The sequence below is a fragment of the Geodermatophilus sp. SYSU D01105 genome (genome assembly GCF_054050095.1).
Genome location: NZ_JBJGYR010000014.1, coordinates 129,115 through 151,560 on the forward strand (window position 1 = coordinate 129,115; position 22,446 = coordinate 151,560).

Annotated in this window: 18 protein-coding genes; 9 read left to right on the forward strand and 9 right to left on the reverse strand. The window is 74.3% G+C overall.

Annotated elements, in window-relative coordinates:
- Nucleotides 1–10: 10 nt before the first annotated feature.
- The 3 genes from ACI79I_RS15060 to ACI79I_RS15070 form a co-directional block, all read right to left on the reverse strand.
- Nucleotides 11–1,738, reverse strand: a complete 1,728-nt coding sequence (locus ACI79I_RS15060) for a peroxidase family protein (RefSeq protein WP_456993120.1) — start codon at nt 1,736–1,738, stop codon at nt 11–13.
- Nucleotides 1,739–1,870: 132 nt separating this feature from the next.
- The gene (locus ACI79I_RS15065; protein ID WP_456993121.1) at nt 1,871–2,020 is read right to left on the reverse strand and encodes a hypothetical protein; all 150 of its coding nucleotides are present in this window, start codon (nt 2,018–2,020) and stop codon (nt 1,871–1,873) included.
- 159 nt (nt 2,021–2,179) lie between these two features.
- A complete protein-coding gene (locus tag ACI79I_RS15070; protein ID WP_456993122.1) occupies nt 2,180–2,800 on the reverse strand; it encodes a TetR/AcrR family transcriptional regulator in 621 nt (206 codons plus the stop codon).
- A gap of 128 nt (nt 2,801–2,928) precedes the next feature.
- Between ACI79I_RS15070 and ACI79I_RS15075 the strand changes: the two genes are divergently transcribed.
- Together ACI79I_RS15075 and ACI79I_RS15080 are read left to right on the forward strand one after the other, a co-directional pair.
- Entirely contained in the window at nt 2,929–4,431 is a 1,503-nt protein-coding gene (locus tag ACI79I_RS15075) for an APC family permease (RefSeq protein WP_456993123.1), read from the forward strand.
- The gene (locus ACI79I_RS15080; RefSeq protein WP_456993124.1) at nt 4,428–6,050 is read left to right on the forward strand and encodes an amidohydrolase; all 1,623 of its coding nucleotides are present in this window, start codon (nt 4,428–4,430) and stop codon (nt 6,048–6,050) included. The genes ACI79I_RS15075 and ACI79I_RS15080 overlap by 4 nt, the downstream gene beginning before the upstream one ends.
- Nucleotides 6,051–6,062: 12 nt before the next feature.
- Here ACI79I_RS15080 and ACI79I_RS15085 read toward each other — a convergent pair whose 3' ends face one another.
- Nucleotides 6,063–6,638 (reverse strand): TetR/AcrR family transcriptional regulator, encoded by a 576-nt coding sequence (locus ACI79I_RS15085; RefSeq protein ID WP_456993125.1) that lies wholly within the window; start codon nt 6,636–6,638, stop codon nt 6,063–6,065.
- A 73-nt stretch (nt 6,639–6,711) separates the two neighbouring features.
- Here ACI79I_RS15085 and ACI79I_RS15090 point away from each other — a divergent pair, with 73 nt between their 5' ends.
- The gene (locus ACI79I_RS15090) at nt 6,712–8,253 is read left to right on the forward strand and encodes an MFS transporter (RefSeq protein ID WP_456993126.1); all 1,542 of its coding nucleotides are present in this window, start codon (nt 6,712–6,714) and stop codon (nt 8,251–8,253) included.
- 126 nt (nt 8,254–8,379) lie between these two features.
- Nucleotides 8,380–9,819: an aldehyde dehydrogenase family protein gene (locus tag ACI79I_RS15095; RefSeq protein WP_456993127.1), complete on the forward strand. Its 1,440-nt coding sequence runs from the start codon at nt 8,380–8,382 to the stop codon at nt 9,817–9,819.
- 74 nt (nt 9,820–9,893) lie between these two features.
- On the opposite strand, the gene ACI79I_RS15100 is transcribed toward ACI79I_RS15095, so the two are convergent.
- Genes ACI79I_RS15100 through ACI79I_RS15115 form a run of 4 tightly spaced genes read right to left on the reverse strand, consistent with a single transcriptional unit; the run spans nt 9,894 to nt 14,793 of the window.
- Complete coding sequence (locus ACI79I_RS15100) at nt 9,894–11,339, reverse strand: gamma-aminobutyraldehyde dehydrogenase (protein WP_456993128.1); 1,446 nt, start codon at nt 11,337–11,339, stop codon at nt 9,894–9,896.
- Nucleotides 11,340–11,379: 40 nt separating this feature from the next.
- Nucleotides 11,380–11,736, reverse strand: a complete 357-nt coding sequence (locus tag ACI79I_RS15105) for a hypothetical protein (protein WP_456993129.1) — start codon at nt 11,734–11,736, stop codon at nt 11,380–11,382.
- A complete protein-coding gene (locus tag ACI79I_RS15110) occupies nt 11,723–13,288 on the reverse strand; it encodes an FAD-binding oxidoreductase (RefSeq protein ID WP_456993130.1) in 1,566 nt (521 codons plus the stop codon). Before ACI79I_RS15110 ends, ACI79I_RS15105 begins: the two co-directional genes overlap by 14 nt.
- Nucleotides 13,289–13,290: 2 nt before the next feature.
- Nucleotides 13,291–14,793 (reverse strand): (Fe-S)-binding protein, encoded by a 1,503-nt coding sequence (locus tag ACI79I_RS15115; RefSeq protein WP_456993131.1) that lies wholly within the window; start codon nt 14,791–14,793, stop codon nt 13,291–13,293.
- A gap of 128 nt (nt 14,794–14,921) precedes the next feature.
- Here ACI79I_RS15115 and ACI79I_RS15120 point away from each other — a divergent pair, with 128 nt between their 5' ends.
- From ACI79I_RS15120 to ACI79I_RS15135, 4 genes are all read left to right on the forward strand, one after another.
- Complete coding sequence (locus ACI79I_RS15120; RefSeq protein ID WP_456993132.1) at nt 14,922–15,698, forward strand: FadR/GntR family transcriptional regulator; 777 nt, start codon at nt 14,922–14,924, stop codon at nt 15,696–15,698.
- Nucleotides 15,695–16,408 carry a PDC sensor domain-containing protein gene (locus ACI79I_RS15125; protein WP_456993133.1) on the forward strand — a complete coding sequence of 238 codons (714 nt, stop codon included), beginning with the start codon at nt 15,695–15,697 and terminating at the stop codon, nt 16,406–16,408. The genes ACI79I_RS15120 and ACI79I_RS15125 overlap by 4 nt, the downstream gene beginning before the upstream one ends.
- A 142-nt stretch (nt 16,409–16,550) precedes the next feature.
- On the forward strand, nt 16,551–18,092 hold the full coding sequence (locus tag ACI79I_RS15130; RefSeq protein ID WP_456993134.1) for an APC family permease: 1,542 nt from the start codon (nt 16,551–16,553) through the stop codon (nt 18,090–18,092).
- Entirely contained in the window at nt 18,089–19,135 is a 1,047-nt protein-coding gene (locus ACI79I_RS15135) for an LLM class flavin-dependent oxidoreductase (protein ID WP_456993135.1), read from the forward strand. The genes ACI79I_RS15130 and ACI79I_RS15135 overlap by 4 nt, the downstream gene beginning before the upstream one ends.
- 45 nt (nt 19,136–19,180) lie before the next feature.
- On the opposite strand, the gene ACI79I_RS15140 is transcribed toward ACI79I_RS15135, so the two are convergent.
- The gene (locus ACI79I_RS15140) at nt 19,181–20,701 is read right to left on the reverse strand and encodes a PucR family transcriptional regulator (RefSeq protein ID WP_456993136.1); all 1,521 of its coding nucleotides are present in this window, start codon (nt 20,699–20,701) and stop codon (nt 19,181–19,183) included.
- Nucleotides 20,702–20,835: 134 nt separating this feature from the next.
- Between ACI79I_RS15140 and gabT the strand changes: the two genes are divergently transcribed.
- A complete protein-coding gene (gene gabT, locus ACI79I_RS15145) occupies nt 20,836–22,209 on the forward strand; it encodes a 4-aminobutyrate--2-oxoglutarate transaminase (RefSeq protein ID WP_456993137.1) in 1,374 nt (457 codons plus the stop codon).
- Nucleotides 22,210–22,446: the final 237 nt, after the last annotated feature.

Consider the following 22,446-nt stretch of genomic DNA (forward strand, 5'->3'; position numbering starts at 1 on the left):
GGGTGTCCTCTCACTCGACCAGGGACAGGGAGCCGACCGGCGAGGTCGCCTCCGGATTGATCTCCTCGCCGGGCTCCAGGGGGAGCGGGCCGGTCTCCTCGACCTCGTCGTCGTCCGGCAGCACGATCCGCGAGCGCGGGTCCAGTGCGTTCGCCAGCAGGATCAGGTCGCCCATCTTCTTGGTCTGCTTCCACTGGAAGCCGGGCTTGAGGTTGAAGTAGGACTCCGGGTCCAGCGCCATGATGCCGAGGATCACCTCGGCGACGATCCGGCCGCCGACCGGGCCGAGCCTGAGCCCCTTGCCGAGCAGCTCGGCCTCCTTGAGCACGTAGTACCAGAGCGGCGCCTTGCCGCCCCAGCCGGGCGCCTTGAGGTTCAGCTCCTGGTTGGTCAGCGGGGTGATCCCCATGGCCTGGGCCACGTCCTGCCCGCAGGGCAGGCCGAGCCGCTTGCCGCGCAGCAGGTTGCGCTCGGCCAGGGCGATGATCGCCTTGTCGGTCCGGGCGACGACCGTCGGCGGGAGGGTGAACAGCGGCAGCGAGAGCTGGGTGTTGATGAGGCGGGCGAAGTTCCGGTCGTCCGGCGGCTCGAGGCCCGGGATGTCGAAGAAGTAGTTCCAGTCCGCCCAGAGGTCGTGCGGGATGGGGCGGTTGCCGCGCAGGTCCTCGAAGCCGTCGGCGCCGAAGATCGGCACGGTGTGGCCGTCCTGCATCTCGTACTCGGCGCGGATCATGCTGTGCCCGAACCGGTAGGCCGCGCCGGAGTACTCGATCGGCATGTACGGGTTGTCCGGGTGCTCGGGCTTGTAGAAGGTCCCGTGGAACTTGATCGGCCCGGCGCCGTCGCGCTTGACCACCGTGTTGATGACGTCCTGGCCGACGATCCGCGGCAGGTAGTCGTTGACGATCAGCCACTGGTAGTGCCAGCGGGTCTGCCGGCGGGCCTGGGCGAAGGTCATGCCCTGGTCCATGAACGTGTTGTGCAGCCGGATGAACACCGTGTGCAGCTGGGCGACGATCAGGTTCTCGTCGTTGCGCGGGTCGCCGAGGTAGGCCGCGCCGACGTCGTCCCGCGGCAGGTCGACCAGGTCGTCGTGGTGCCAGAGCCGGAGGTAGCCGGGCTTGTCCGGGTCGAAGAGCTCGGGGCTGCCGTTGACGCCCCTGCCGTAGATGCTGCCCAGGTCGAACCACGGGGTGTCGTAGTTCCGCATGGCCAGCGGGTCCTGCAGCCGGGTGCTCAGCGGCGTCTTGTCCAGCGTCATGTCGTGGTCGACGAACTGGCCGAAGTAGATGTAGCCGGCCGGGATCCCCGGGTTGTCGGCGGCCGGGTCGCTGTCCCGGACGTCGGACAGCGGAGCGAGTCCGTCGTTCATGCTCGCGGCCAGCCACTTCAACAGCCCGTCGGTGGGCGCGAAGGCCGGCAGGGTGGGGAACATGAGGCCGAAGCGCGCCTGCGCCTTCCGGTCCACCCGGACGGCGATGTCCGCGCCGCGCGGGTCACCGACGGCGTGCGCCGCGGTCTCGGCGGGTGCGTCCGGGGTCGGCGGCGGCGCGGTGGGGTCGGTCGTCGGGACCGGGTCCTCGGCCGCACTCGCCGTGCTCCCGAGCCCGCCGACGGCCGGCAGCGCCGCCGTGGCGAGCACGCCGGTGAGGAAGCCGCGCCGTCCCACCCCGCGGGCCGCGCCCGCTCCGCTGAACGGGCAGCCGCCCGCGCTCGCGTCGTCCTGCTGCACGCGCATCGCCCCCGATGTCGTCCGGGCCCCCCGGCCCGCTCGGGAGCAGCATCGGTGTCGGGGACGGAGCCGGGCAGACGCGTCCGAGGGGTCGACGGACCCCTAAACCGTGGGGGTGCGGGCCCGGGTCGCGGTCAGTCAGTCCGGCTGGCAGGGGAAGGGGATCCACCAGATCCAGACGCGCTCGCACTGCGCCTGGCCCCGGGTCTCGGCCGCGGGGGCCTCCGGGGCGAACAGCACCGACGCCACGCCGACGGCGGCGACGACCACGGCTCGGAGCAGTCGCATGGTGCCTCCCAGGCCCCGCACCCCGGCGCTCGGCGGGCTCGCGCCGGCCTCCCCGGATGAGGCGGATGCTGGCCGACGTCCACCGGTCCCCACAGGGCCCTTGGTCCCGAGGGGCCGGCGCGGCCCCGGGCGCACGGTGCGCGACGCGCGGGCAGCGGTTCAGTGCGGCGCGGCCCGCCCGAACCGCTGTCGCATCCCCGCCAGCAGCGCGTCGAGACCGAGTTCGAAGGCCCGGTCGGCGCGCGTCTCGCCGCGGGGGCCGGCCCAGACCGCGGCCTCCAGGGCCGGCGTGGTGCCACCCTCGCTCTGCCAGACGTCCGCCGGGGAGGCCAGCTCCAGAGCGGCCCCGACGGCGTAGGCGTCGAGCACCGTGACCCAGAGGATCAGCTCCTCCGGCGGGCAGCCCGCCGCGGCCAGCAGCGTGGCGACACGGTCGTAGCCGCGCAGCGCCGCACCGGAGGTCATCGTCTGGCCGATGAGCAGGGGGATGAGGGTGGGGTGCGCGGCCAGCCCGCGACGGTAGGAGTGCATCCACGCGGTGACCTGGGTGGCCCAGTCGGTGGCGTCCAGGGGCGGCAGCCGGACCTGCGCGGCGAGGCGCTCGCGGAGCAGCTCGATGATCTCCGAGCGCCCGGAGACGTGGTGGTAGATCGAGGACGCGCTCGAGCCCAGCCGGCCCGCGAGCTCGCTCATCGTGAGTCGTCCGTGCTCGTCGACCAGCGCCAGGGCGGCGTCGAGGATCGACTCGACGTCCAGGAGTCGGCGGCGGCGCTGGACCACGGGACCTCCATGTGCGGTGCGGGCTGACCCGCGGATCCTGCCCGGTGCCTTGACCGTGAGGTGCGGCACACCCACACTAACCGAACGCCGTTCGGATAAGCCGATCGCCGGGCCGGGAGAGGACCCCGATGACCGCACGACCCGATCACTCCCTGGCTCCCGAGCCCTCCGCGGGGGAGCGGCACCTCGAGCCGGGTGTCCTCGGCACCGGCAGCATCGTGTTCATGGTGGTCGCCGCGGCGGCCCCGCTCACGATCCTCGCCGGGATCGCGCCGCTGGCGATCCTCATCGGCGGGATCGGGGCGCCCGTCGCCTACCTGTTCGCCGGCCTCACGTTGGCGGTCTTCGCGGTGGCGTTCACCCGCATGACCACGCACGTCGGCAGTGCCGGGGCCTTCTACGCCTACATCGCCAAGGGACTCGGCCGGGCCTGGGGCCTGGCCGCCGCACTCCTGGCCCTCATGTCGTACAACGCCATCCAGATCGGGGTGTACGGCCTGCTCGCGGTGCAGACGCAGGCCACCCTGACCGACCTGTTCGGCGTCACGGTGCCGTGGCCGGTGATCGCCGTGGTCGCCATCGCCCTGGTGTTCGTCGTCGGGTGGGCGGGCATCGACGTCGGGGCGAAGGTGCTCGGGGTGCTGCTGGTCCTGGAGACCGGGATCCTGCTGCTGCTCGCCTTCGCCGTGGTCGTCCAGGGCGGCGCCTCCGGCCTGGACGGCGCGTCGTTCACCGCGGACGCCGTGTTCAGCCCCGGGATGGGCGCGGCCCTCGGCTTCGCCTTCGCGGCCTTCATCGGGTTCGAGTCCACGGCGATCTACCGCCGGGAGGCGCGGGACCCCGCGCGCACGATCCCGCGGGCCACCTACGTCGCGATCGTCGGCATGGCCCTCACGTACTGCTTCATCGTGTGGGCGGTCGTGCAGGCCTTCGGCAGCGACCAGGCGCAGGCAGCGGCGGGCGAGGACCCGGTGGGCATGTTCTTCACCGCGATCGCCACCTACGTCGGTCCGTGGGCCGCGACGCTGATGAGCGCGCTGATCGTCACCAGCGTCTACGCCGCGCAGCTGGCCTTCCACAACGCCATCAACCGGTACGCCCTCGCCCTCGCCGAGGACGGCGTCCTGCCGGCCCGGCTCGCCTCGACCCACCGACGGTTCCGCTCGCCGTACGTCGCCGGGATCGCGCAGACGATCCTCGCCGCGGTCGTCGTGCTCGCCTTCGCCGTGGCCGGTGCCGACCCGTACGCGCGCCTGCTGCTGTGGGTGAACGCCCCCGGGGCGATCGGCATCTTCCTCCTGATGTTCCTGACCGCCGTCGCGACGGTCGTCTACTTCGTCCGGCGCAACCCGGCGGCGAGCCGGCCGAGCACGGTCGTCGCAGGCATCGTGAGCAGCGTGCTCCTGGCGGTGGCCCTCTACGTCGCGGTCGACAACATCGAGCTCAACACCGCGGCGTCGACCGGGGTCAACGCGGTCCTCGTCGGCATCGTGCCGCTGACACTCCTGATCGGGCTGGGCCTCGCCGCGGGGCTGCGCCGCAGCCGCCCGGCGACCTACGCCCGCATCGGCGAGGGTGAGGACGCCGACGAGCCGGCGGGTGCCGTCGCGAGCCCGGCGGGTGCGGCATGACCGCCGCGGACCTGGTCGTCTGCGCCGACACCGTGCACACCCTGACCGAGGGCGCCCTCCCCGTGCAGGCCGTCGCCGTCGCAGGAGGCGTCGTCGTCGCCACCGGCACCCGAGCCGACGTGCGGGACTGGCGCGGTCCCCGCACGGAGGTCGTGGACCTGCGCGACGCCGTCCTGACCCCCGGGCTGACCGACGGGCACCTGCACCCGGTCATGGGCCTGCAGATGACCGGGGACGTCGACCTGTCCTCGGCCCGGTCGCTGGACGAGGTCTCCGGGCTGCTGGCCGCCGCGGCCGAGGGGCGCGGACCCGACGAGTGGGTGCAGGCCTGGGGGCTGGACCCGAACCTCTTCGCGGGCCGGCCGGTCACCAGCGCGCCGGTGGAGGCGGCGGTGGGCGGGCGCCCGGCGTTCGTCCGGCTGTTCGACGCGCACTCGGCCCTGGCCACCGACCGGGCGCTGCGCATCGCCGGGGTGGACGGGCCCCGGCAGTTCGCGCAGCGCTCGAGCGTGGTCTGCGACGACGACGGGCGGCCGACCGGGCTGCTGCTGGAGAGCGCGGCCATGGAGCTGGTGCTCGCGCACGTCCCGCTGGACCCCGTCCCGGTCCGCGCCGCCCAGCTGCGCGCACTGCTCGCCGACATGGCCGCGACCGGGCTGACCGGCGGTCACGTCATGGACCTGCTCGGCGACAGCCGTGCGGTCGTCGCCGCGGCCGAGGACGCCGGTGACCTCCCGCTGCGGCTGCGCTTCGCCCCGTGGTGCCTGCCCGGTGTCGACGCCGACGGACTGGCCGAACTGGTCGACCTGCAGGGACAGGGTGGACGGCGCTGGTCGATCGGCGGGGTCAAGTTCATGGTCGACGGCACGATCGACAACGGCACGGCGTGGCTCGAGCACCCGGACGCGCTGGGGGAGTCGACCGAGAGCTTCTGGCCCGACCCGGCCGACTACACCGCCGCCGTGCGCGCGCTGGCCGCAGCGGGTGTGCCGACGGTGACGCACGCCATCGGCGACGCCGCGGTGCGGCACGTCCTCGACGCGCTCGCGGGGCTCGGCGCGTCGCCGTCCGGGCCGCACCGTGTCGAGCACATCGAGACGCTGCCGGGCGCGCTCATCGGCCGGTTCCTGCAGCAGGGGGTCGTGGCCAGCATGCAGCCGACCCACTGCACCCACTTCACCCGCGCCGACCAGACGGACAACTGGTCGGCCCGGCTGGGGACCGAGCGGGCCGACCGAGCCTGGCGCTGCCGCGACCTGCGCGACGCCGGGGTCCCGCTGGTGCTCGGCTCGGACTGGCCGGTCGCACCGTTCGACCCCCGGCGGGTGCTGGCCGACGCGCAGCTGCGCCGCCCGGCGGGGGAGCCCGACGTCCCACCGGTCCAGCCACACCAGGGGCTGACCCCGCTGATGGCCCTGCAGGGCTACACGAGCCAGGCGTCCGACGCGGCGGGGGAGTCCGCCGCCGCAGGCAGGGTCGCCGTCGGCATGCGGGCCGACCTCACCGCCTTCGCCGTCGACCCGCTGCGCGCCGACCCCGACGAGCTGGCCGACGCGCCGATCGCGCTGACCGTCGTCGACGGCGCCGTCGTGCACCGGGGCGCGGCCGCCGACGCGTGAGGCGCGGGCGGGTCAGCGGGGGTCGACGAGCGGGCCCGGGTCGCGGGTGAGCCGGAGCAGGAGGTCCCGGGTGAGGGCGAGCTCCTCGGCGCCGAGCGGTCCCTCGAACAGCGGGGCGATGGAGACGCCGTCGCAGGCACGCAGGACGACGAGGACGCGCTGGCTGTCCACCCCGTCCTCGGTGAGCGTCTGGTTCCAGCGCCGGTAGCGCTCCTGGGACCGGCGGGTGAGCTCGGGGAAGGAGCTCAGCGTCGCCATCAGGGTCGTCTGCTCGACGGCGTCCTGGCCGCCCTCGAGCTCGTCGAAGGTCGCCCGGACGTAGGCGCGCAGGAGCCGCCCGGGCGCGGCGTCGTCGGGGTCCACCCGGTCCTGCACCGCCCGGTCGAACTGCTCGAACAGGTCGTCGGCCAGGGCGGTCAGCAGCTCGTCCTTGGACCGGAAGTGGTGCATCAGGCCGCCCTTGGAGACGCCGGCCTCCCGGGCGACCGCGTCGAGGCTGACGCCGGCCCCGTGGACGGTGACCGCGCGGGCGGCAGCGTCGAGCAGCGCCCGGCGCGTCCGCGCCGCATCCCGCACCGAACCCGCCACTGCCCACCTCCGCTCGCGTGCCCGCAGCCTAGGTCGCGCGCTAACAAACCGTCTGGTCGGTATGCTACGCCGCATGAGCACCGCCGCCGGGCCCGTCGACGACCTCCTGCCCCTCCCGGAGGACCCGCGTGGCGCCGGCCCGCGGGAGTGGGCGGCGCTGGCCGTGCTGATCCTGGCCGTGGTCCTCCTGTCGGTGGACAGCACGGTGCTCGCGCTGGCCATCCCGGCCCTGACCGCCGACCTGCGGCCGACCGCCGGCGAGCTGCTGTGGATCGGCGACGTCTACGGCTTCGCGCTGGCCGGCCTGCTGGTGCTCATGGGCGGCCTGGCCGACCGCTACGGCCGCAAGCGGGTGCTCCTGCTGGGCACCGCCGCGTTCGGGCTGGCCTCCGCCGTCGCGGCGCTGGCGACCGATCCCGCGACCCTGGTGCTGGCCCGCGCGGCACAGGGAGCCGCGGGGGCGACCCTGATGCCGTCGACGCTGTCGCTGATCCGCAACCTGTTCCCCGACCCGCGCCAGCGGACCCGCGCCATCGCGCTGTGGAGTGCCGGTGCGTCCGGCGGGGCGGTGCTCGGCCCGCTGGTCGGCGGGGCGCTGCTCGAGCACTTCTGGTGGGGCTCGGTCTTCCTGGTCAACCTGCCGGTCGTGGCCGTGCTGCTGGTCGCCGGCGGGCTGCTGCTGCCCGAGTCCCGCGCGCCCCGGTCGGGCCGGCTGGACGTGCTGGGCGCGGTCCAGTCGATCGTCGCGGTGCTGGGGCTGGTCTACGCGGTCAAGGAGGTCGTCGGGCACGGGCTCACGGGCGCCGCGGCCGGCGCGGCGCTGGCGGGGGTCGTCGCCGCGGTGGTGTTCGTCCGCAGGCAGCGGCGCATCGCCGCCCCGCTGGTCGACGTCGGGCTGTTCGGCAACCGGGCCTTCTCCGGCGCCCTCGCCAGCCAGCTGATCGCCCTGCTCGCGCTGACCGGGCTGCTGTTCTTCTTCTCCCAGTACCTGCAGCTCGTGCGCGGCGCCACGCCATTGGAGGCCGGGCTGCGGGAGCTGCCCCTGATGCTGGCCTCGCTGGCCGTCGTCGGCGTGGTCGGGCCGCTGGTCTCCCGCCTGGGGCTGGGCCGGGCCATCGGCCTCGGCCTCGCCGTCACCGCCGTCGGGATGCTCGGCCTGGCCGGGGCCGAGTCCCTGCCCGGGTACGCCGGGCTGGCCGCCGCGCTCGTCGTCCTGGGCTGCGGTTTCGGGGTGGCGTTCACGCTGAGCACCGACGCCGCCGTGGGCGCGGTGCAGCCGCACCGGGCGGGCACCGCGTCGGCGCTGTCGGAGACGTCCTACGAGCTGGGCGCCGCGCTGGGGGTCGCGCTGCTGGGCTCGCTGCAGACCGCGCTGTACCGCAGCGCCCTCCCGGACGACGTCGCCGGCGCCGGCGGGGGAGCGGTCCGGGAGTCCCTGGCCTGCGCCGACCAGGTGCTGGGCGCGGCGGGGGCCGAGCCGGTGCTGGCGGTCGCCCGCGAGTCGTTCACCTGGGCCATGCAGGTCACCGCGGTGACCGCCGCCGTCCTGCTGGCGGTCGCGGCGGTCACGGCGTGGGTGGTCATCCCGTCGACGCGGAGGCGGGCCGCGCACTGAGGGGTGGCCGGCGTCGTGCCAGGTCGGCGCTCCACGGTGTCCCCGGTGGACAGATCGGCTCTGGTTCGCGGTGCGCGGCGTCCCGCAGATTCAGCGCGAGTCCCGCACCCGTCCCGAGGAGGACGCATGACCACCACCCCGTACTGGGTCGCCGGCCGGCCCGTCACCGGCACCGACGTCCTCGAGGTCACCTCGCCGCACGACGGCACCGTGGCCGGACGCACCACCCTGGCCGGTCCCGAGGACGTCGAGGCCGCGGTCGCCGCGGCCCACGACGCCCGGGCGGCGTGCGCGGCGACGCCGGCGCACGTCCGCGCCGCCGCCCTCGACACCGTGTCCCGGCGGCTGGCCGAGCGGGGCGAGGAGGTCGCCGCCCTCATCACCGCCGAGTCGGGCAAGCCGCTGAAGTGGGCGCGCCTGGAGGTCGCCCGCGCGGTCTCGACGTTCCGCTGGGGTGCCGAGGAGGCCCGCCGGTGGTCCGGCACGCTGCAGCGCCTGGACACCGACCCGGCCGCGACCGGCCGGCTGGCCCTGGTCCGGCGCGCGCCGCGCGGGCCGGTGCTCGGCATCGCGCCGTTCAACTTCCCGCTCAACCTGGTGGCCCACAAGGTGGCCCCGGCGATCGCGGTCGGCGCGCCCATCGTGCTCAAGCCGGCCCCGGCGACCCCGCTGACCGCGCTGCTGCTCGGGGAGATCCTGGCCGAGACCGACCTGCCGGCCGGGTCCTGGTCGGTGCTGCCGGTGACCAACGACGTCGCCGCGGAGCTGGTCGTCGACCCGCGGCTGCCCGTCGTCTCCTTCACCGGCTCGGTGCCGGTCGGCTGGTCGATCCGCGAGTCGGCGCCGCGCAAGCACGTGACCCTGGAGCTCGGCGGCAACGCGGCGGTCGTCGTCGGCCCGGACCAGGGCGACGAGGAGTCCCTGGCGTGGGCGGCCTCGCGGATCGCGACCTTCGCCATGTACCAGGCGGGGCAGTCCTGCATCTCGGTACAGCGGGTGTTCGCCCACCGCGACGTGGCCGACGCCCTCACCGGGCGCGTGGTCGAGGCCGTGTCGAAGCTGGTCACCGGCGACCCGACCGACGACGCCACCGACGTCGGCCCGCTGATCGACGAGGCCGCCGCCCGGCGGGTCGAGAGCTGGGTGGAGGAGGCGGTCGCCGCCGGCGCGACGCTGCTCACCGGCGGGGAGCGGGACGGCGCGGCGTACGCGCCCACCGTGCTCACCGGCGTCCCCGCGACCGCGAGGGTCTCCTGCGAGGAGGTGTTCGGCCCGGTCGTCGTCCTCGATGCCGTGGACTCGCTGGACGAGGCGTTCGCGCGGGTCAACGACAGCCGCTTCGGGTTGCAGGCCGGCGTCTTCACCCGGGACCTGCAGGTCGCCTTCCGCGCGGCGCAGGAGCTCGAGGTCGGCGGCGTGGTCGTCGGCGACGTCCCCAGCTTCCGGGCCGACCAGATGCCCTACGGCGGGGTGAAGGACTCCGGCACCGGCCGCGAGGGCGTGCACGCGGCGATGGAGGACCTCACCGAGGAGAAGGTCCTCGTCCTCACCGGCATCGCCCTGTAGCGGGCGCCGTCGGGCCGGCGCGTCCGGACGCGACGAGGCCCCGCTCCCTCGGAGGGAGCGGGGCCTCGTCGTGCTCAGGACTCGATGTTGGCCATCACGTGCTTGATGCGGGTGTAGTCCTCGAACCCGTACATCGACAGGTCCTTGCCGTAGCCGGAGTGCTTGAAGCCGCCGTGCGGCATCTCGGCGACCAGCGGGATGTGGGTGTTGATCCAGACGCAGCCGAAGTCCAGCGCCTTGCTCATCCGCATGGCCCGGCCGAAGTCCTTGGTCCAGACGCTGGAGGCCAGCCCGTACTCGACGCCGTTGGCCCAGGCCAGCGCCTCGTCCTCGGCGCTGAACCGCTGGACGGTGATGACGGGGCCGAAGATCTCGTTCTGCACCATCTCGTCGTCCTGGCGCAGCCCGGCGACGACGGTCGGCTCGACGAAGAAGCCCCGGTCGCCGAGCCGCCGCCCGCCCGCGGTGACCTCGGCGTGGTCGGGCGCGCGGTCGAGGAACCCGGTGACGTGGGCCAGCTGGTTGGCGTTGTTGACCGGCGGCACCATCGCGTCCTCGTCGCCGGCGCCGTTGTCGTAGGTCGTCCTCGTGTTCTTCGCCTGCTCGGTGAGGGCGGCGACGAAGTCGTCGTGGATGCCCGGCCCGGCCAGCACGCGGGTGGCGGCGGTGCAGTCCTGCCCCGCGTTGAAGTATCCGGCCACCGCGATCGCCTCGGCGGCCGCCTCGAGGTCGGCGTCGTCGAAGACGACCACGGGCGCCTTGCCGCCGAGTTCCAGGTGCACCCGCTTGACGTCGCGCGCCGCGGTCTCGGCGACCTGCATGCCCGCCCGCACCGACCCCGTGATGGAGACCATCTGCGGGGTGCGGTGCTCGACCAGCGCCCGGCCGGTGTCGCGGTCCCCGCAGATCACGTTGAGCACACCCGGCGGGAGGAACTCCGCGGCCAGCTCGGCCATCCGCAGCGTGGTCGCCGGCGTGGTGTCGGACGGCTTGAGGACGACGGTGTTGCCCGCGGCGACCGCCGGGGCGAACTTCCAGACCGCCATCATCATCGGGTAGTTCCACGGCGTGACCTGGCCGATGACGCCGACCGGCTCCCGGCGGATCCAGGACGTGTGGCCGGCCATGTACTCCGCGGCCGCCTTGCCCTCGAGGTTGCGCGCCGCACCGGCGAAGAAGCGGATCTGGTCGACCATCGGCGGGATCTCCTCGCTCGCGGTCAGCCCGATCGGCTTGCCGGTGTTGCGGCTCTCCAGCGCCACCAGCTCCTCGGCGTGCGCCTCGATGGCGTCGGCGATCCGGAACAGCGCCAGGGACCGCTCCGACGGCGTCGCGTCCCGCCAGCCCTCAAAGGCGGTGGCCGCGGCGGTGTAGGCGCGGTCGACGTCCTCGGCCCCGGAGACCGGCGCCGTGGCGAACACCTCGCCCGAGGCGGGGTCGACCAGGTCCATCCGGCGGCCGTCCGTGGCGTCGACGTGCTCCCCGCCGACGAAGTTGCGCAGCTCGGGCTTCTCGCTCACGGCAGGTCCCTCTCGTCCGTCATCCCTGCTGATCCCGTCGTCATCCTGCATCTGGGCCGCTGATCGGTCCAGCGCCCGGGGCGGCCGGCTGCGGATTCCCCATCTCCGCCTCCACCTCCGCCAGGATCTCCGACCCGGTGACCACCTTCTCGGCGAAGTGCCGGTGCATCCACGCGAGGTGGTCGTGCCGGCTGCGCATGATCCGCAGGGTGTCCCAGTTGGGGAACACCTGCTGGAGCACGTGCTCCTGCATGAGGCGCGGGTCGACCTCGTAGACGTGCTCGAAGGTCGTCTGCGCCACCTCGCTCACCCGCTGCGGCGCCGGCGGGGTGTGCTGCTCGGCGAACCGGTAGGGCGCGGTCGCCGCGGGGCCTGCGGGCTGGTCATCGGTTCTCATCGGTGGTGTCCCTCCCGTAGGCCCGGTCGAGCAGGTACTTGCCGGGGTTCATGACGTTGTTCGGGTCCAGCGCCCGCTTGACCTCGAGCATCACGTCGAAGCCCCGGCCCAGCTCGCGCGGCAGCAGGTCCACCTCGCCCTCGCGGCATGAGCCGTGGCAGGCGCTCATCGACCCGCCGTGGGCGAGAGCGACCGCGGCGATGTCCCGCTTGGCCTGCACCCAGGCGGCCCAGGCCGCGTCGTCGAGGCGCTGCTCCCAGATGCCGACGTCGATCTCGGTCAGGTAGTCGACCCCGGTGGCGGCCGAGGTGTAGGCGAACATCCCCCAGTCGTCGAAGACGTCGGTCTTCCGGCGCAGGTCGGCCAGGATCTCGTGCCACGCCCGGCTCACCGCGGGGACGGCGGAGAAGTTCACCGCCGCGTCCTCGCAGTGCCAGGACATCGGGATGACCTGGCCGTCCTTGGTGCGCCCGTGCAGGGGGGTGGCGTACCGGTCGTGCCGCGCCGCCCAGTCGCCCTCGGAGATCTCGTCGCCCAGGTAGCGGGCACCGTGCTCCTTGGCGATCCGGAACAGCCGCTTGCCGCCGGCCCGGACCTCGTCCTCGTAGCCGTACATCACCGAGCAGACCAAGGCGCGGACGTCGGAGGGCTGGGGGATGTAGGCCTCGTCGTCCCGGCGCAGGTAGGCGACCTTGTGCTCGTCGAAGAGCACCGCGCCGGCGAAGGTGGCCACCCCGGCCCGGGCCAGCGCCCCGGTGCAGGCGTGCGCGTCGTCGTAGTTGTCGAACGCCCAGAACGGGGAGAGCTCGGCCTCCGGCTTGGGGAACAGCTTGAGCGTGGCCTTCGTGGCGATGCCCAGGGTGCCCTGGTGCCCCATGAACAGGTGCTTGAGCTGGTAGCCGCTCGAGCTCTTGCTGATCTTCTGCCCGATGCCGTCACCGACGTGCAGCACCTCGCCGGTCGGCAGCACGTGGTCGAAGCTGAGCACCAGGTCGCGGGTGTGCCCGTACCGGGAGCCGATCAGCGACCACCCGCTGGTGCCGATCCGCCCGCCGACCAGCGAGCACGGGTAGGACGCCGGGTCGTCGGGGTAGAACAGCCCGTGCTGGGCCAGCCGCTCGTTGAGCTTGAGCATGTTGATGCCGGTGCCCACCGTGACGGTGCGGTTGACCAGGTCCAGCTCGTGGATCTGGTTCATCCGCTTGACGTCGACGACGATGCCCCGGCGGTGCGGCACCGCGCCGTCGGTCAGGCCGGTGCCGCCGTCGCGGGGCACGACGGGGATCCGCAGCTCGTTGGCGATGCGGACCACGGCCGCCACCTGCTCGGTGGAGGTGGGCAGGACCACCACGTCGGGCACCCGCTCGGACCAGCGGTGCACCGGGAACGGCGCAGGGACGCGGGCGCGGTTGTAGCGGTCGGTCTTGGCCAGCAGGACCTGGTCGTCGGCCAGGACCGGCCGCAGCGCGGCGACCAGCTGGTTGAGCCGGTCCTCGCTCAGCGGCTCGGTGGTGAACGGCGCGGTGCCCAGGGTCGGGTCGGTGGTCGTCATGGTCAGTGCCCTCCGCACCCGCAGCCGCCGGAACCGTTCCCGCAGCCGCCGCCGCAGCCGCCGCCTCCGCAGCCCCCGCGGCTGCTGCCGTGGGCCCGGCGCGCCCGGCCGGGGACGCCGGTGCGTTCCTGGGCCAGCCGGCGGTCGCCGACGTCGCCGCGGGAGCCGCCGACCGTGATGCCGAGCGACTGCGCGAACAGCTCGTGCAGGTCGACGACGTCGATGTCCTCGGCGTCGCCGGCCTCCGACAGCGGGCGCTCCGACCACGGGCAGGCGCTGACCAGGGTGTCGACGTCGAGCTCCGCGGCGCGCTCCAGGCGGGCGGCGCTGATCTTGGCGGTCAGCTCGGGCTTCTCGATCGGCAGGCCGCCGCCCCCGCCGGAGCAGTAGGACCACTGGGTGACCCGGTCGACGTCCTCGAAGCGCAGACCGGGGATGGCGCGCAGCAGCTCGCGCGGCTCGGCCCAGATGCCCTTGCGCTTGTTGAGCCGGCACGGGTCGTGGTACGTGATGGCCCGGTCCACCGGCACCGACGGCGTCAGCTTCCCCTCGCGGAGGAGCTGGGCCAGCACCTCGATGACGAGCACGACCTCGATGTCGAACTCCTCGCCGAAGTACTTCGGGTAGTCCTCGGTGAAGCTGATGTAGTCGTGCGGGTCGAGGACGAGCACGCGCCTGGTGCCGGTCGCCCGCCAGTTGTCCAGGTTGTGGCGGGCGAAGCGCTGCGCCTGCTCGGCGTAGCCCATCTCCGCGGCGGGACCGCCGCAGCACCACTGCTCGCCCATGAGGCCGAACTCGTAGCCGGCCATCTGGAGCATCTGCGCCACGGCCCGCGGTACCGACGTCCGGTAGAAGGCGGCCTCGCAGTCGACGAACAGGATCGTCTCGCCGCCGATCGGGATGTCGAGGCCCTCGGCCCAGTCGCGGACCTTGTCCTGGCTCACGGGCGTCTCGCCGAGCACCGGCTCGTGGGTGCGCAGGTCGGTGCGCTCGTTCCAGATCTGCCAGTTCGGCTGGTGCACGCCGCTCTCCACGGCCAGCGAGCGGACCGCCTTGACGACGTCGACCGTCCGGGTGCGGAACCGGTAGAAGTCGCCGGTGAACAGGGTGTTCGGGCAGCGCAGCTCGCAGGCGCCGCACTGGGTGCAGTTGACGTAGTCGGCGGCGATGTCGGCGATGTCGAGCTCGCCGCGCTCCATGGCCACGACGTTGGCGTGGAAGGCCGTCGGGGTCCACGACTCGTTGCGCTCGACCTGGGTGACCGGGCAGACCTCGCGGCAGAACTTGTGCCCCGACGAGAAGCAGTTGTACGAGGTGTTGCGCCACTGCTCGACGAAGGCGGCCGTCTTCGGGTCCTGCCGCGGCGGCGGGATCGGGCCGGCCAGGGTCTCGGGGAAGTCCGCCAGCTCCGGCGGGTTGGACGGGGCGCCCGGCGTGAACGGTTCGGACAGGGCGTCGACGCGAGGGGTCTCCTCGGGCGCCCGTTCGGGGTGGACCTGGGTCACTGCGTGCTCCTCGTCACAGGGCGGGGTGGGCGGACGTCACGCTAACCAGGAAAACCTATGGATTCAACGGTTAAGCCTCGGCTTCCGGGGTGTAACACTCCATCGCATCCCGGCTCCAGGAGGCGAGCGTGCAACTGCTCAGCGGTGACGCGCGGCGCGCCGTCTTCGCCCCGCTCGACGACGGCGCGCTGCGCAGCGAGGCCGTCGTCCGGCGGGTGGGCAGCGCCATCGCCCTCGGCCTGCTGGGCGACGGCGAGCAGCTGCCGACCGAGGCCGACCTGGCCACCATGCTGAAGGTCTCCACGATGACCCTGCGGGAGGCGCTGGCCGAGCTGCGCAAGCTCGGCCTGGTGGAGACGCGGCGGGGCCGCGGGGGTGGCAGCTTCGTGCGGGCGCGCGACGACGTGCTCGGGGAGCTGGCCGACGCGCGGCTGGCCGAGCTCGGCACCACCGACCTGCGGGAGCTCGGGGACGTGCACGGCGCGGTGGCGGCGGCGGCCGCCCGCCTCGCGGCGACCCGGGCGTCGCGCACCGAGATCGCGCGGCTGCGCGACATCGTCGACCGGCTCGCGCACGCCGACTCGGTCACCGGTCAGCGGCGCACCGAGGGGCGGTTCTACATCGAGCTGGCGGCCTGTGCCCAGTCGGTGCGGCTGACCATGCAGGAGATGGACCTGCACCTCGAGCTCGGCCAGCTGCCCTGGCCGCCGGCGCACGCGCCCGAGCTGCTCGGCGTCATCGTCGCCAGCCACCGGGCCGTGGTCGACGCCATCGCCGCCCGCGACGCGGCCACCGCCCGGGCGCTCACCGAGGGGCACATCGAGACCCGCACCCTCTGGTCGATCGAGCTGCGCCTGCGCGCGGTCCAGGGCGGCGGCGTGGCCCCCCGGCGGGAGGTGTCGTGAGCCCCGCCGGCGAGGTCGCCCGCGTGACGGCGGCCGTGACCGAGGTCGTCGAGCAGGTCTTCGCCACGGTCGGGCAGGTGCACGCGGCGGCCCTGCGCCCGGCGGCGGGCGGTGGCCTGCGCGCCGGCCGGCCGGTGCTCGGCGACGACGTCCGCGACCTGCTGCTGCGGCCCGGGCAGCTGGCCGTGGGGCTGGGCCTGGTCGTCGCGCCGCGGCCGGACCGCGGGCTGCCGCTGCGCCTGGAGTGGTGGCAGTCCGACCCCGAGGACGGCCGGCTGCGCACGCTCGAGCCGGACCTGCGGCCGACCAGTGTCGGCTACTACGACTACACGGCCACCGAGTGGTTCGACGTCCCCCGGCGCACCGGGCGGCGACACGTGGTCGGGCCCTACGTCGACGTCCACGGCACCGGCCGGTACGTGCTCACGCTGACCGAGCCGGTCGTGGTCGACGGCGAGTTCGTCGGTGTGGCCGGGGCCGACGTCTCGGTGCGCCGGTTCGAGACCCACCTGCTGCGCGCGGTCGGCCCGGCGGCGGCACCCTTCGTCCTGGTCACCGAGGAGGACCGGGTGGTCCTCTCCACGTCGCCGCGCTGGCTGGTCGGCGGGCTCGTGCCGCGGGCGGCGCTGACCGCCGGGCCGGTGGCGGACGTGCCCGGCGTCCCGTGGCGGCTGGTGCCGGTGGACGACCGGAGCCTGCTCACCGCCTGAGCGGGCAACGCGAGCGGAACGCGAACGCAACCGATCGTGTCTTGTCCTCTGAACTCTGCCTCTATAGGTTTTCGGCCGACCTTGTGGCCTGGGGCACACCGACGCCGTCGGGGTTGCCGCGCCACCGAGCCGAGGAGACCCGGTGACACCACCCGCACCACCCGGTGGCCAGACCACCGACGACGCCCAGCTCGCCGCGCTGGGCTACACCGGCGAGTTCCACCGCAGCATGGGCCTGTGGGCCAACATGGCCCTCGGGTTCACGTACCTCTCGCCGCTGGTGGGCGTGTACTCGCTGTTCGCCTACAGCCTCTCCATCGGCGGCCCGCCGGCGATCTGGTGGATCGTCATCGTCGGCGTCGGTCAGCTGCTGGTGTCGCTGGTCTTCGGCGAGGTCGTCTCGCAGTACCCGCTGGCCGGCGGCATCTACCCGTGGACCCGGCGGCTGTGGAACCGGCGCTACGCATGGATCGTCTCGTGGGTCTACATCTGGGCGATCATCGTCACCGTCACCTCGGTGGCCGAGTTCGGCGGCGGGTTCGTCGCGGCCCTCTTCAGCATCGACGCCACCCCCGGCGTGGCGCTGGCCACCGCCGTCGGGCTGCTGGTCCTCGCCTTCGTCATCAACTACAGCGGGACCCGCACGCTGGCCCGCATCGCCAAGATCGGCCTGGCCGCCGAGCTGGTCGGCGTCATCGCGCTGGGCCTGTTCCTGCTGCTGTTCCGCCGCGAGCAGCCGTTCTCGATCTTCTTCGACACCCTCGGCGCGGGCGGGGGCAGCGGGTACGCGGGCACCTTCCTCGCCGCGGCGCTGTCCGGCCTGTTCCTCTTCTACGGCTTCGAGGCGTGCGGCGACGTGGCCGAGGAGGTCGCCGACCCGACCCGGCGGATCCCCAGGGCGATGATCCTGACCATCCTGGTCGGCGGGGTCTCGGGCTTCCTGTCCTACGCCGGCTACGTGCTGGCCGCCCCCGACGCCCAGCTCCAGGCGATCATGGCCGGGGAGGACACCGACCCCATCCCGACCATCCTCGAGAGCACGCTCGGCACGGCCGGGTCCAAGGTGTTCCTCGTCGTCACGGTGGTCGCGTTCATCTCCTGCGTGCTCTCGCTGCAGGCCGCCGGCAGCCGGCTGCTCTACGCCTTCGCCCGCGACCGGATGCTCCCGGCCAGCGGCTGGCTCTCGCACGTCTCGGAGCGGCACGCCGTGCCCACCAACGCGCTGCTCGTCGTCTGCGTGGTCCCGGCGCTGATCTGCCTGTTCGTCTTCTGGCAGCCGGACTCCCTGGCCCGCGTCACCGCCTTCGCCGTCCTGGGCATCTACATCGCCTTCCAGGCGGTCGTGCTCGCCGCGCTGCGCCAGCGGTTGATGGGCTGGCGCCCGGCCGGGCTGTGGAACCTGGGCGGCGCCGGGCTGGTGGTCAACGTGCTGGCGCTGGCCTACGGCGTCTTCGCGATCGTCCTGCTGGTCAAGCCGGCACCCGGCACCGAGACCTTCCTCGACCGCTGGATCGTGGCGATCGGCCTGGTCATCGTCGCGGGCACCGGCCTGCTCTACCTGTTCCTGGCGCGGCCGGACCGGCACTCTGCGCACATCCCCGAGGGCGACGCCCGCGAGGTCGCCCGGCAGCTCCAGCAGATCCGGCGGGACGCCGGTGTCCCGGTGAGTGAGGAGATCCGATGAGGTTCAGCTACGCGATGCTGCCCGACTACTCCCTGGAGGAGTCGCTGCGGGCGATCACGCTCGCCGACGAGCTCGGCTTCCACGCCGTGTACTCGGCCGACGAGACCTGGCACAAGGACCTGTGGCTGCTCTTCGCCGCCGCGGCCGCCCGGACCTCGCGGATCCGGATGGGGCCCAGCGTCTCGCCGGTGACCCTGCGCGAGCCCACGCTGATCGCCCAGGCGGCGGCGACGCTGGACGAGCTGACCGGGGGCCGGGCCGAGGTGGTGCTCTCCAGCGGCAACTTCGGCCTGCTGGCGCAGTACAAGATGGACTGGACGAAGACCAGGCCGCTGTCGCGGGTGGTCGAGGCGGTGCACGTCGTCCGCACCCTGCTCGACGACGGGGCGATCACCTTCGACGGCGAGTTCTTCCGGTACGACGGGCTGTTCACCTTCGCCCGGCCGGTGCAGGCGCACCTGCCGGTCAAGATGGGCGCGATGCGCGGGCCGAAGTCGTTCCAGGCCGCCGCCGAGCACTCCGACGGCTGCCACCACGCGCTCAGCTACAGCCGCGAGGCCTACGAGTACGCCGCCGAGAACCTGCGGATCGGCGCCGAGCGGGCCGGCAAGGACTGGACGACGCTGGACTTCGGCGCCTGGGTGGTGGTCGCGGTGGGCCGGGACTCCGCGGCCGCGAAGGACGCCGCGCGCAGCATGGTCGGCATCTACGCCTCCTCCATGCCCGCCGAGCAGCTGGAGCGGCACGGCATCGAGGCGGCGCAGCTGAAGCCGATCATCGACGCCATCGGCGCGGGCGACCTGGCCCGGGGCATCGAGCTGACCACCCCGGAGATCGCGGACAAGCTGTCGTTCGCGGGCACCCCCGAGGAGGTGACGGCGAAGATCAAGGAGATCGAGCCGACCGGGGTCAACCACCTCATCGCCGCGATCACCGACGCCTCGATCGTCAAGACCTTCACCGGGCGCGAGCTGCCCGGCGTGGCGACGGTCGAGGAGCAGCTGCAGCTGATCCACGACGAGGTCATGCCCGCGTTCGCCTGAGCCCCACCCGGGGTGGAGTGGGAGGGCGCGGTCCGTGCGCCCCTCTCACTCCACCGCGGTGGGCGGGTGCAGCGCGAGCCAGAGCTCGGCCCGGACGCCGGGTGAGTCCAGGTCGCGGCCGAGCAGCTCGGCGACCCGGTGGATGCGCTTGCGCAGGGTGTGCCGGTGGACGCCGAGGCGCGCGGCCGCGGGCTCCCACTGACCGTGCGCGGCCAGCCACACCCGCAGCGACTCGACGAGGTCCCCGGCGCCGGCGCGGTCGGCGGCGACCAGCGGGGCGAGCGCCGCCTCGGCGAACGCGGCGGTGGCCCCGGCGTCGAGCAGGGCGGCCAGGCCCGCGCCGGCGAGGTCGGCGAAGGCGGTGACCGGCCGGCCGGTGACCCGGCCGTGCTCGGCGGCCTGCCGGGCCTGCCGCACGCCCTCGGCCAGCCGGCCCCACGGGACCGGCGGTGCCGTGCCGACGACCGCGCCCGGCACCCGCTCGGGGAGGACGGCGAGCCGGCGGTCCAGCGGTCCCTCGGCGGCGACCAGGACGACCAGCGCGTCGTCCAGCTCCGCCGAGAACACCGGCTCCCGGACCTGCGCCGCGGCGTCGGCGGCCACGTCGACGGCGGCGGCCCGCTGCTCGGCGCTGCCGAGGACGGCGAGCGGACGCACCGGCCCGGTCGGCAGCCGGTCGCCGAGCGCGGCGACCACCGGGGCCACGGCGGCCTCCTCCCCCGCGAGCAGCAGCCGCAGCAGCGCGGCCCGCAGCGCCGCGGTGGCGCTGTCCAGTGCCCGCGACTGCTCCAGCCGCAGCGTGAGCAGCAGCGCCGCGGCGTTCACCACGTGCCGGTCGGCGGCGGGGAACGGTCCCGGGCGCCCGACCGCCAGGAACCCGCGGGTGCGGCTGCCGGTGCCCAGCGACTGGAGCAGCACCGTCTCGTCGGGGTGGGTGAGCGCCGCACCGGCCGGGGGACGGGCGCCGCGCAGCCGGTCGATCGGCCCGGCGAGGTCCCCCGCGCGGGCCAGCGCTCCAGGCGGAGCCGCCTCCAGGGGCGTCCCGACGGCGTCGAGCAGCAGCGCCCACCCGCCCAGGTGCCGGGCGAGCCGGTCGACCACGGTGGCCGGCGCGCCGGGGGCGACCGCGGCGCGGGTGAGGTCCTGCTGGACCGCCGAGGCCCGCGCGACCGCCGCGTACTCCTCCGCCGCGAGCGCACTGGAGACCGCCCGCGACAGCGCGATGAACGGCGTCTGCCGGGGCACCTCCAGCACGGCCAGCCCGTGCGCGTCGGCCGCGGTCACGAGCTCGTCGGGCACGCGGGGGTGGGACAGGCCGGTGCCCAGACCCAGGGCCACGACCCCCGTCTCGGCCAGCCGGCGCACGTAGTCGGCGATCCCCGACCCGCCGGGCGGGAGGGCCAGGCCCGTGCTGAGCACCAGCTCGCCGCCCTCGAGGAACGGGGTGGGGTCGACCAGCTCGCTGACGTGCACCCAGGAGACGGGGCGGTCGACCGCGGCGGCCCGGGTGTGCAGCGTCAGCTCCAGGGACCGGGTGGCCAGCAGCGTCGCGACGGTGACCGGCACGGGGGACCTCCGACGGAATGGACACCAGGGCGTCCTCGGGACGCCACACCGGACAGTACCGACGGGGCGCCACGAGGCCCACGCTGGACGCCGGGTGCTCGCCCGTCGGGGGCGGCCGGCCTGGAGGAGACGCGATGACCCTGCACGCGACGACCGACGAGCTCACCGCGACCGGGCCCGTGCCCCAGGAACGCCGCCTGGTCACCGAGATCCCCGGCCCCCGGTCGCGGGAACTGGGCGCCCGCCGGGCAGCCGCCGTCTCGTCCGCCGTGGGCAGCACCCTGCCGGTCTACGTCGAGCGCGCGGGCGGCGGCGTCGTGGTCGACGTCGACGGCAACTCGCTGATCGACCTCAGCTCGGGCATCGCGGTCACCAACGTCGGCAACTCCGCGCCGGCGGTGGTGGCGGCGGTGCAGGAGCAGGTGGCCGCCTTCACCCACACCTGCTTCATGGTGGCGCCCTATGAGGGCTACATCGCGGTCTGCGAGGAGCTGGCCCGGATCACCCCGGGGGACCACGCCAAGAAGTCGGCGCTGTTCAACTCCGGCGCCGAGGCGGTGGAGAACGCGATCAAGGTCGCCCGGCACGCCACCGGCCGCTCCGCCGTCGTCGTCTTCGACCACGCCTACCACGGCCGCACCAACCTCACGATGGCGCTGACGGCCAAGAACATGCCCTACAAGCACGGGTTCGGCCCGTTCGCCGCGGACATCCACCGGGTGCCGATGTCCTACCCGTTCCGCGACGAGCCGGGGACCACCGGGGCGCAGGCCGCGGCGCGGGCCATCTCGATCATCGAGTCCCAGGTCGGCGCGGCCAACGTCGCCGCGGTGCTGATCGAGCCGATCCAGGGCGAGGGCGGTTTCGTCGTCCCGGCCGAGGGCTTCCTGCCCGCCATCGCCGACTGGTGCCGCCGGTCGGGCGCCCTCTTCGTCGCCGACGAGATCCAGACCGGCTTCTGCCGCACCGGTGACTGGTTCGCCTGCGAGGCCGAGGGCGTCGTCCCGGACCTGGTCACCACGGCCAAGGGCATCGCCGACGGGCTGCCGCTGTCGGCGGTCACCGGCCGTGCCGAGCTCATGGACGCCGTCCACACCGGGGGCCTGGGCGGCACCTACGGCGGCAACCCGATCGCCTGCGCCGCCGCGCTGGCCACCATCGCCACCATGCGGGAGCAGGAGCTCGCCGGCGCCGCCCGCGCCATCGAGGCGACCATGCTGCCGCGGCTGCGGGCCCTGCAGGAGCGCACCGGCGCGATCGGCGACGTGCGCGGCCGCGGCGCCATGCTCGCCGTCGAGATCGTCCGCCCCGGCACCACCGAGCCCGACGCGGAGCTGACCGGCCGGATCGCCAAGGCCTGCCACGCGCAGGGCGTCATCGTGCTGACCGCCGGCACCTTCGGCAACGTGCTGCGTTTCCTGCCGCCGCTGGTGATCGGCCAGGAGCTGCTGACCGAGGCGCTCGACGTCCTCGACGCCGCCTTCGCCGAGCACGCCGCGGCGCGCTGAACTCCTCGGTCGCCCCGGCGCGCGGAGCTCGCCGGGGCGACCGCCGGGGACCCACCACCGTGGGGGGGGCGGCCCCCGGCGGCGCCCGCCCGGGGGGGGGGCGGCGGGGGGGGGGGCCGGGCCGGGCGCGGGGGGGGGCCCCCGCCGACCCCCGCCGCCCCCCCGCTCCCGGTGCTCAGACCGCGCGGACGTTCTCCGCCTGCGGGCCCTTCTGACCCTGGGTGATGTCGAACTCGA

What these genes read in the sequence shown, in the direction of transcription:
- ACI79I_RS15065 (WP_456993121.1), bottom strand. Translation starts at nt 2,020, where the DNA reads ATGCGACTGCTCCGAGCCGTGGTCGTCGCCGCCGTCGGCGTGGCGTCG.
- ACI79I_RS15090 (WP_456993126.1), top strand. Translation starts at nt 6,712, where the DNA reads ATGAGCACCGCCGCCGGGCCCGTCGACGACCTCCTGCCCCTCCCGGAG.
- ACI79I_RS15095 (WP_456993127.1), top strand. Translation starts at nt 8,380, where the DNA reads ATGACCACCACCCCGTACTGGGTCGCCGGCCGGCCCGTCACCGGCACC.
- gabT (WP_456993137.1), top strand. Translation starts at nt 20,836, where the DNA reads ATGACCCTGCACGCGACGACCGACGAGCTCACCGCGACCGGGCCCGTG.
- ACI79I_RS15105 (WP_456993129.1), bottom strand. Translation starts at nt 11,736, where the DNA reads ATGAGAACCGATGACCAGCCCGCAGGCCCCGCGGCGACCGCGCCCTAC.
- ACI79I_RS15060 (WP_456993120.1), bottom strand. Translation starts at nt 1,738, where the DNA reads ATGCGCGTGCAGCAGGACGACGCGAGCGCGGGCGGCTGCCCGTTCAGC.
- ACI79I_RS15135 (WP_456993135.1), top strand. Translation starts at nt 18,089, where the DNA reads ATGAGGTTCAGCTACGCGATGCTGCCCGACTACTCCCTGGAGGAGTCG.
- ACI79I_RS15075 (WP_456993123.1), top strand. Translation starts at nt 2,929, where the DNA reads ATGACCGCACGACCCGATCACTCCCTGGCTCCCGAGCCCTCCGCGGGG.
- ACI79I_RS15110 (WP_456993130.1), bottom strand. Translation starts at nt 13,288, where the DNA reads ATGACGACCACCGACCCGACCCTGGGCACCGCGCCGTTCACCACCGAG.
- ACI79I_RS15080 (WP_456993124.1), top strand. Translation starts at nt 4,428, where the DNA reads ATGACCGCCGCGGACCTGGTCGTCTGCGCCGACACCGTGCACACCCTG.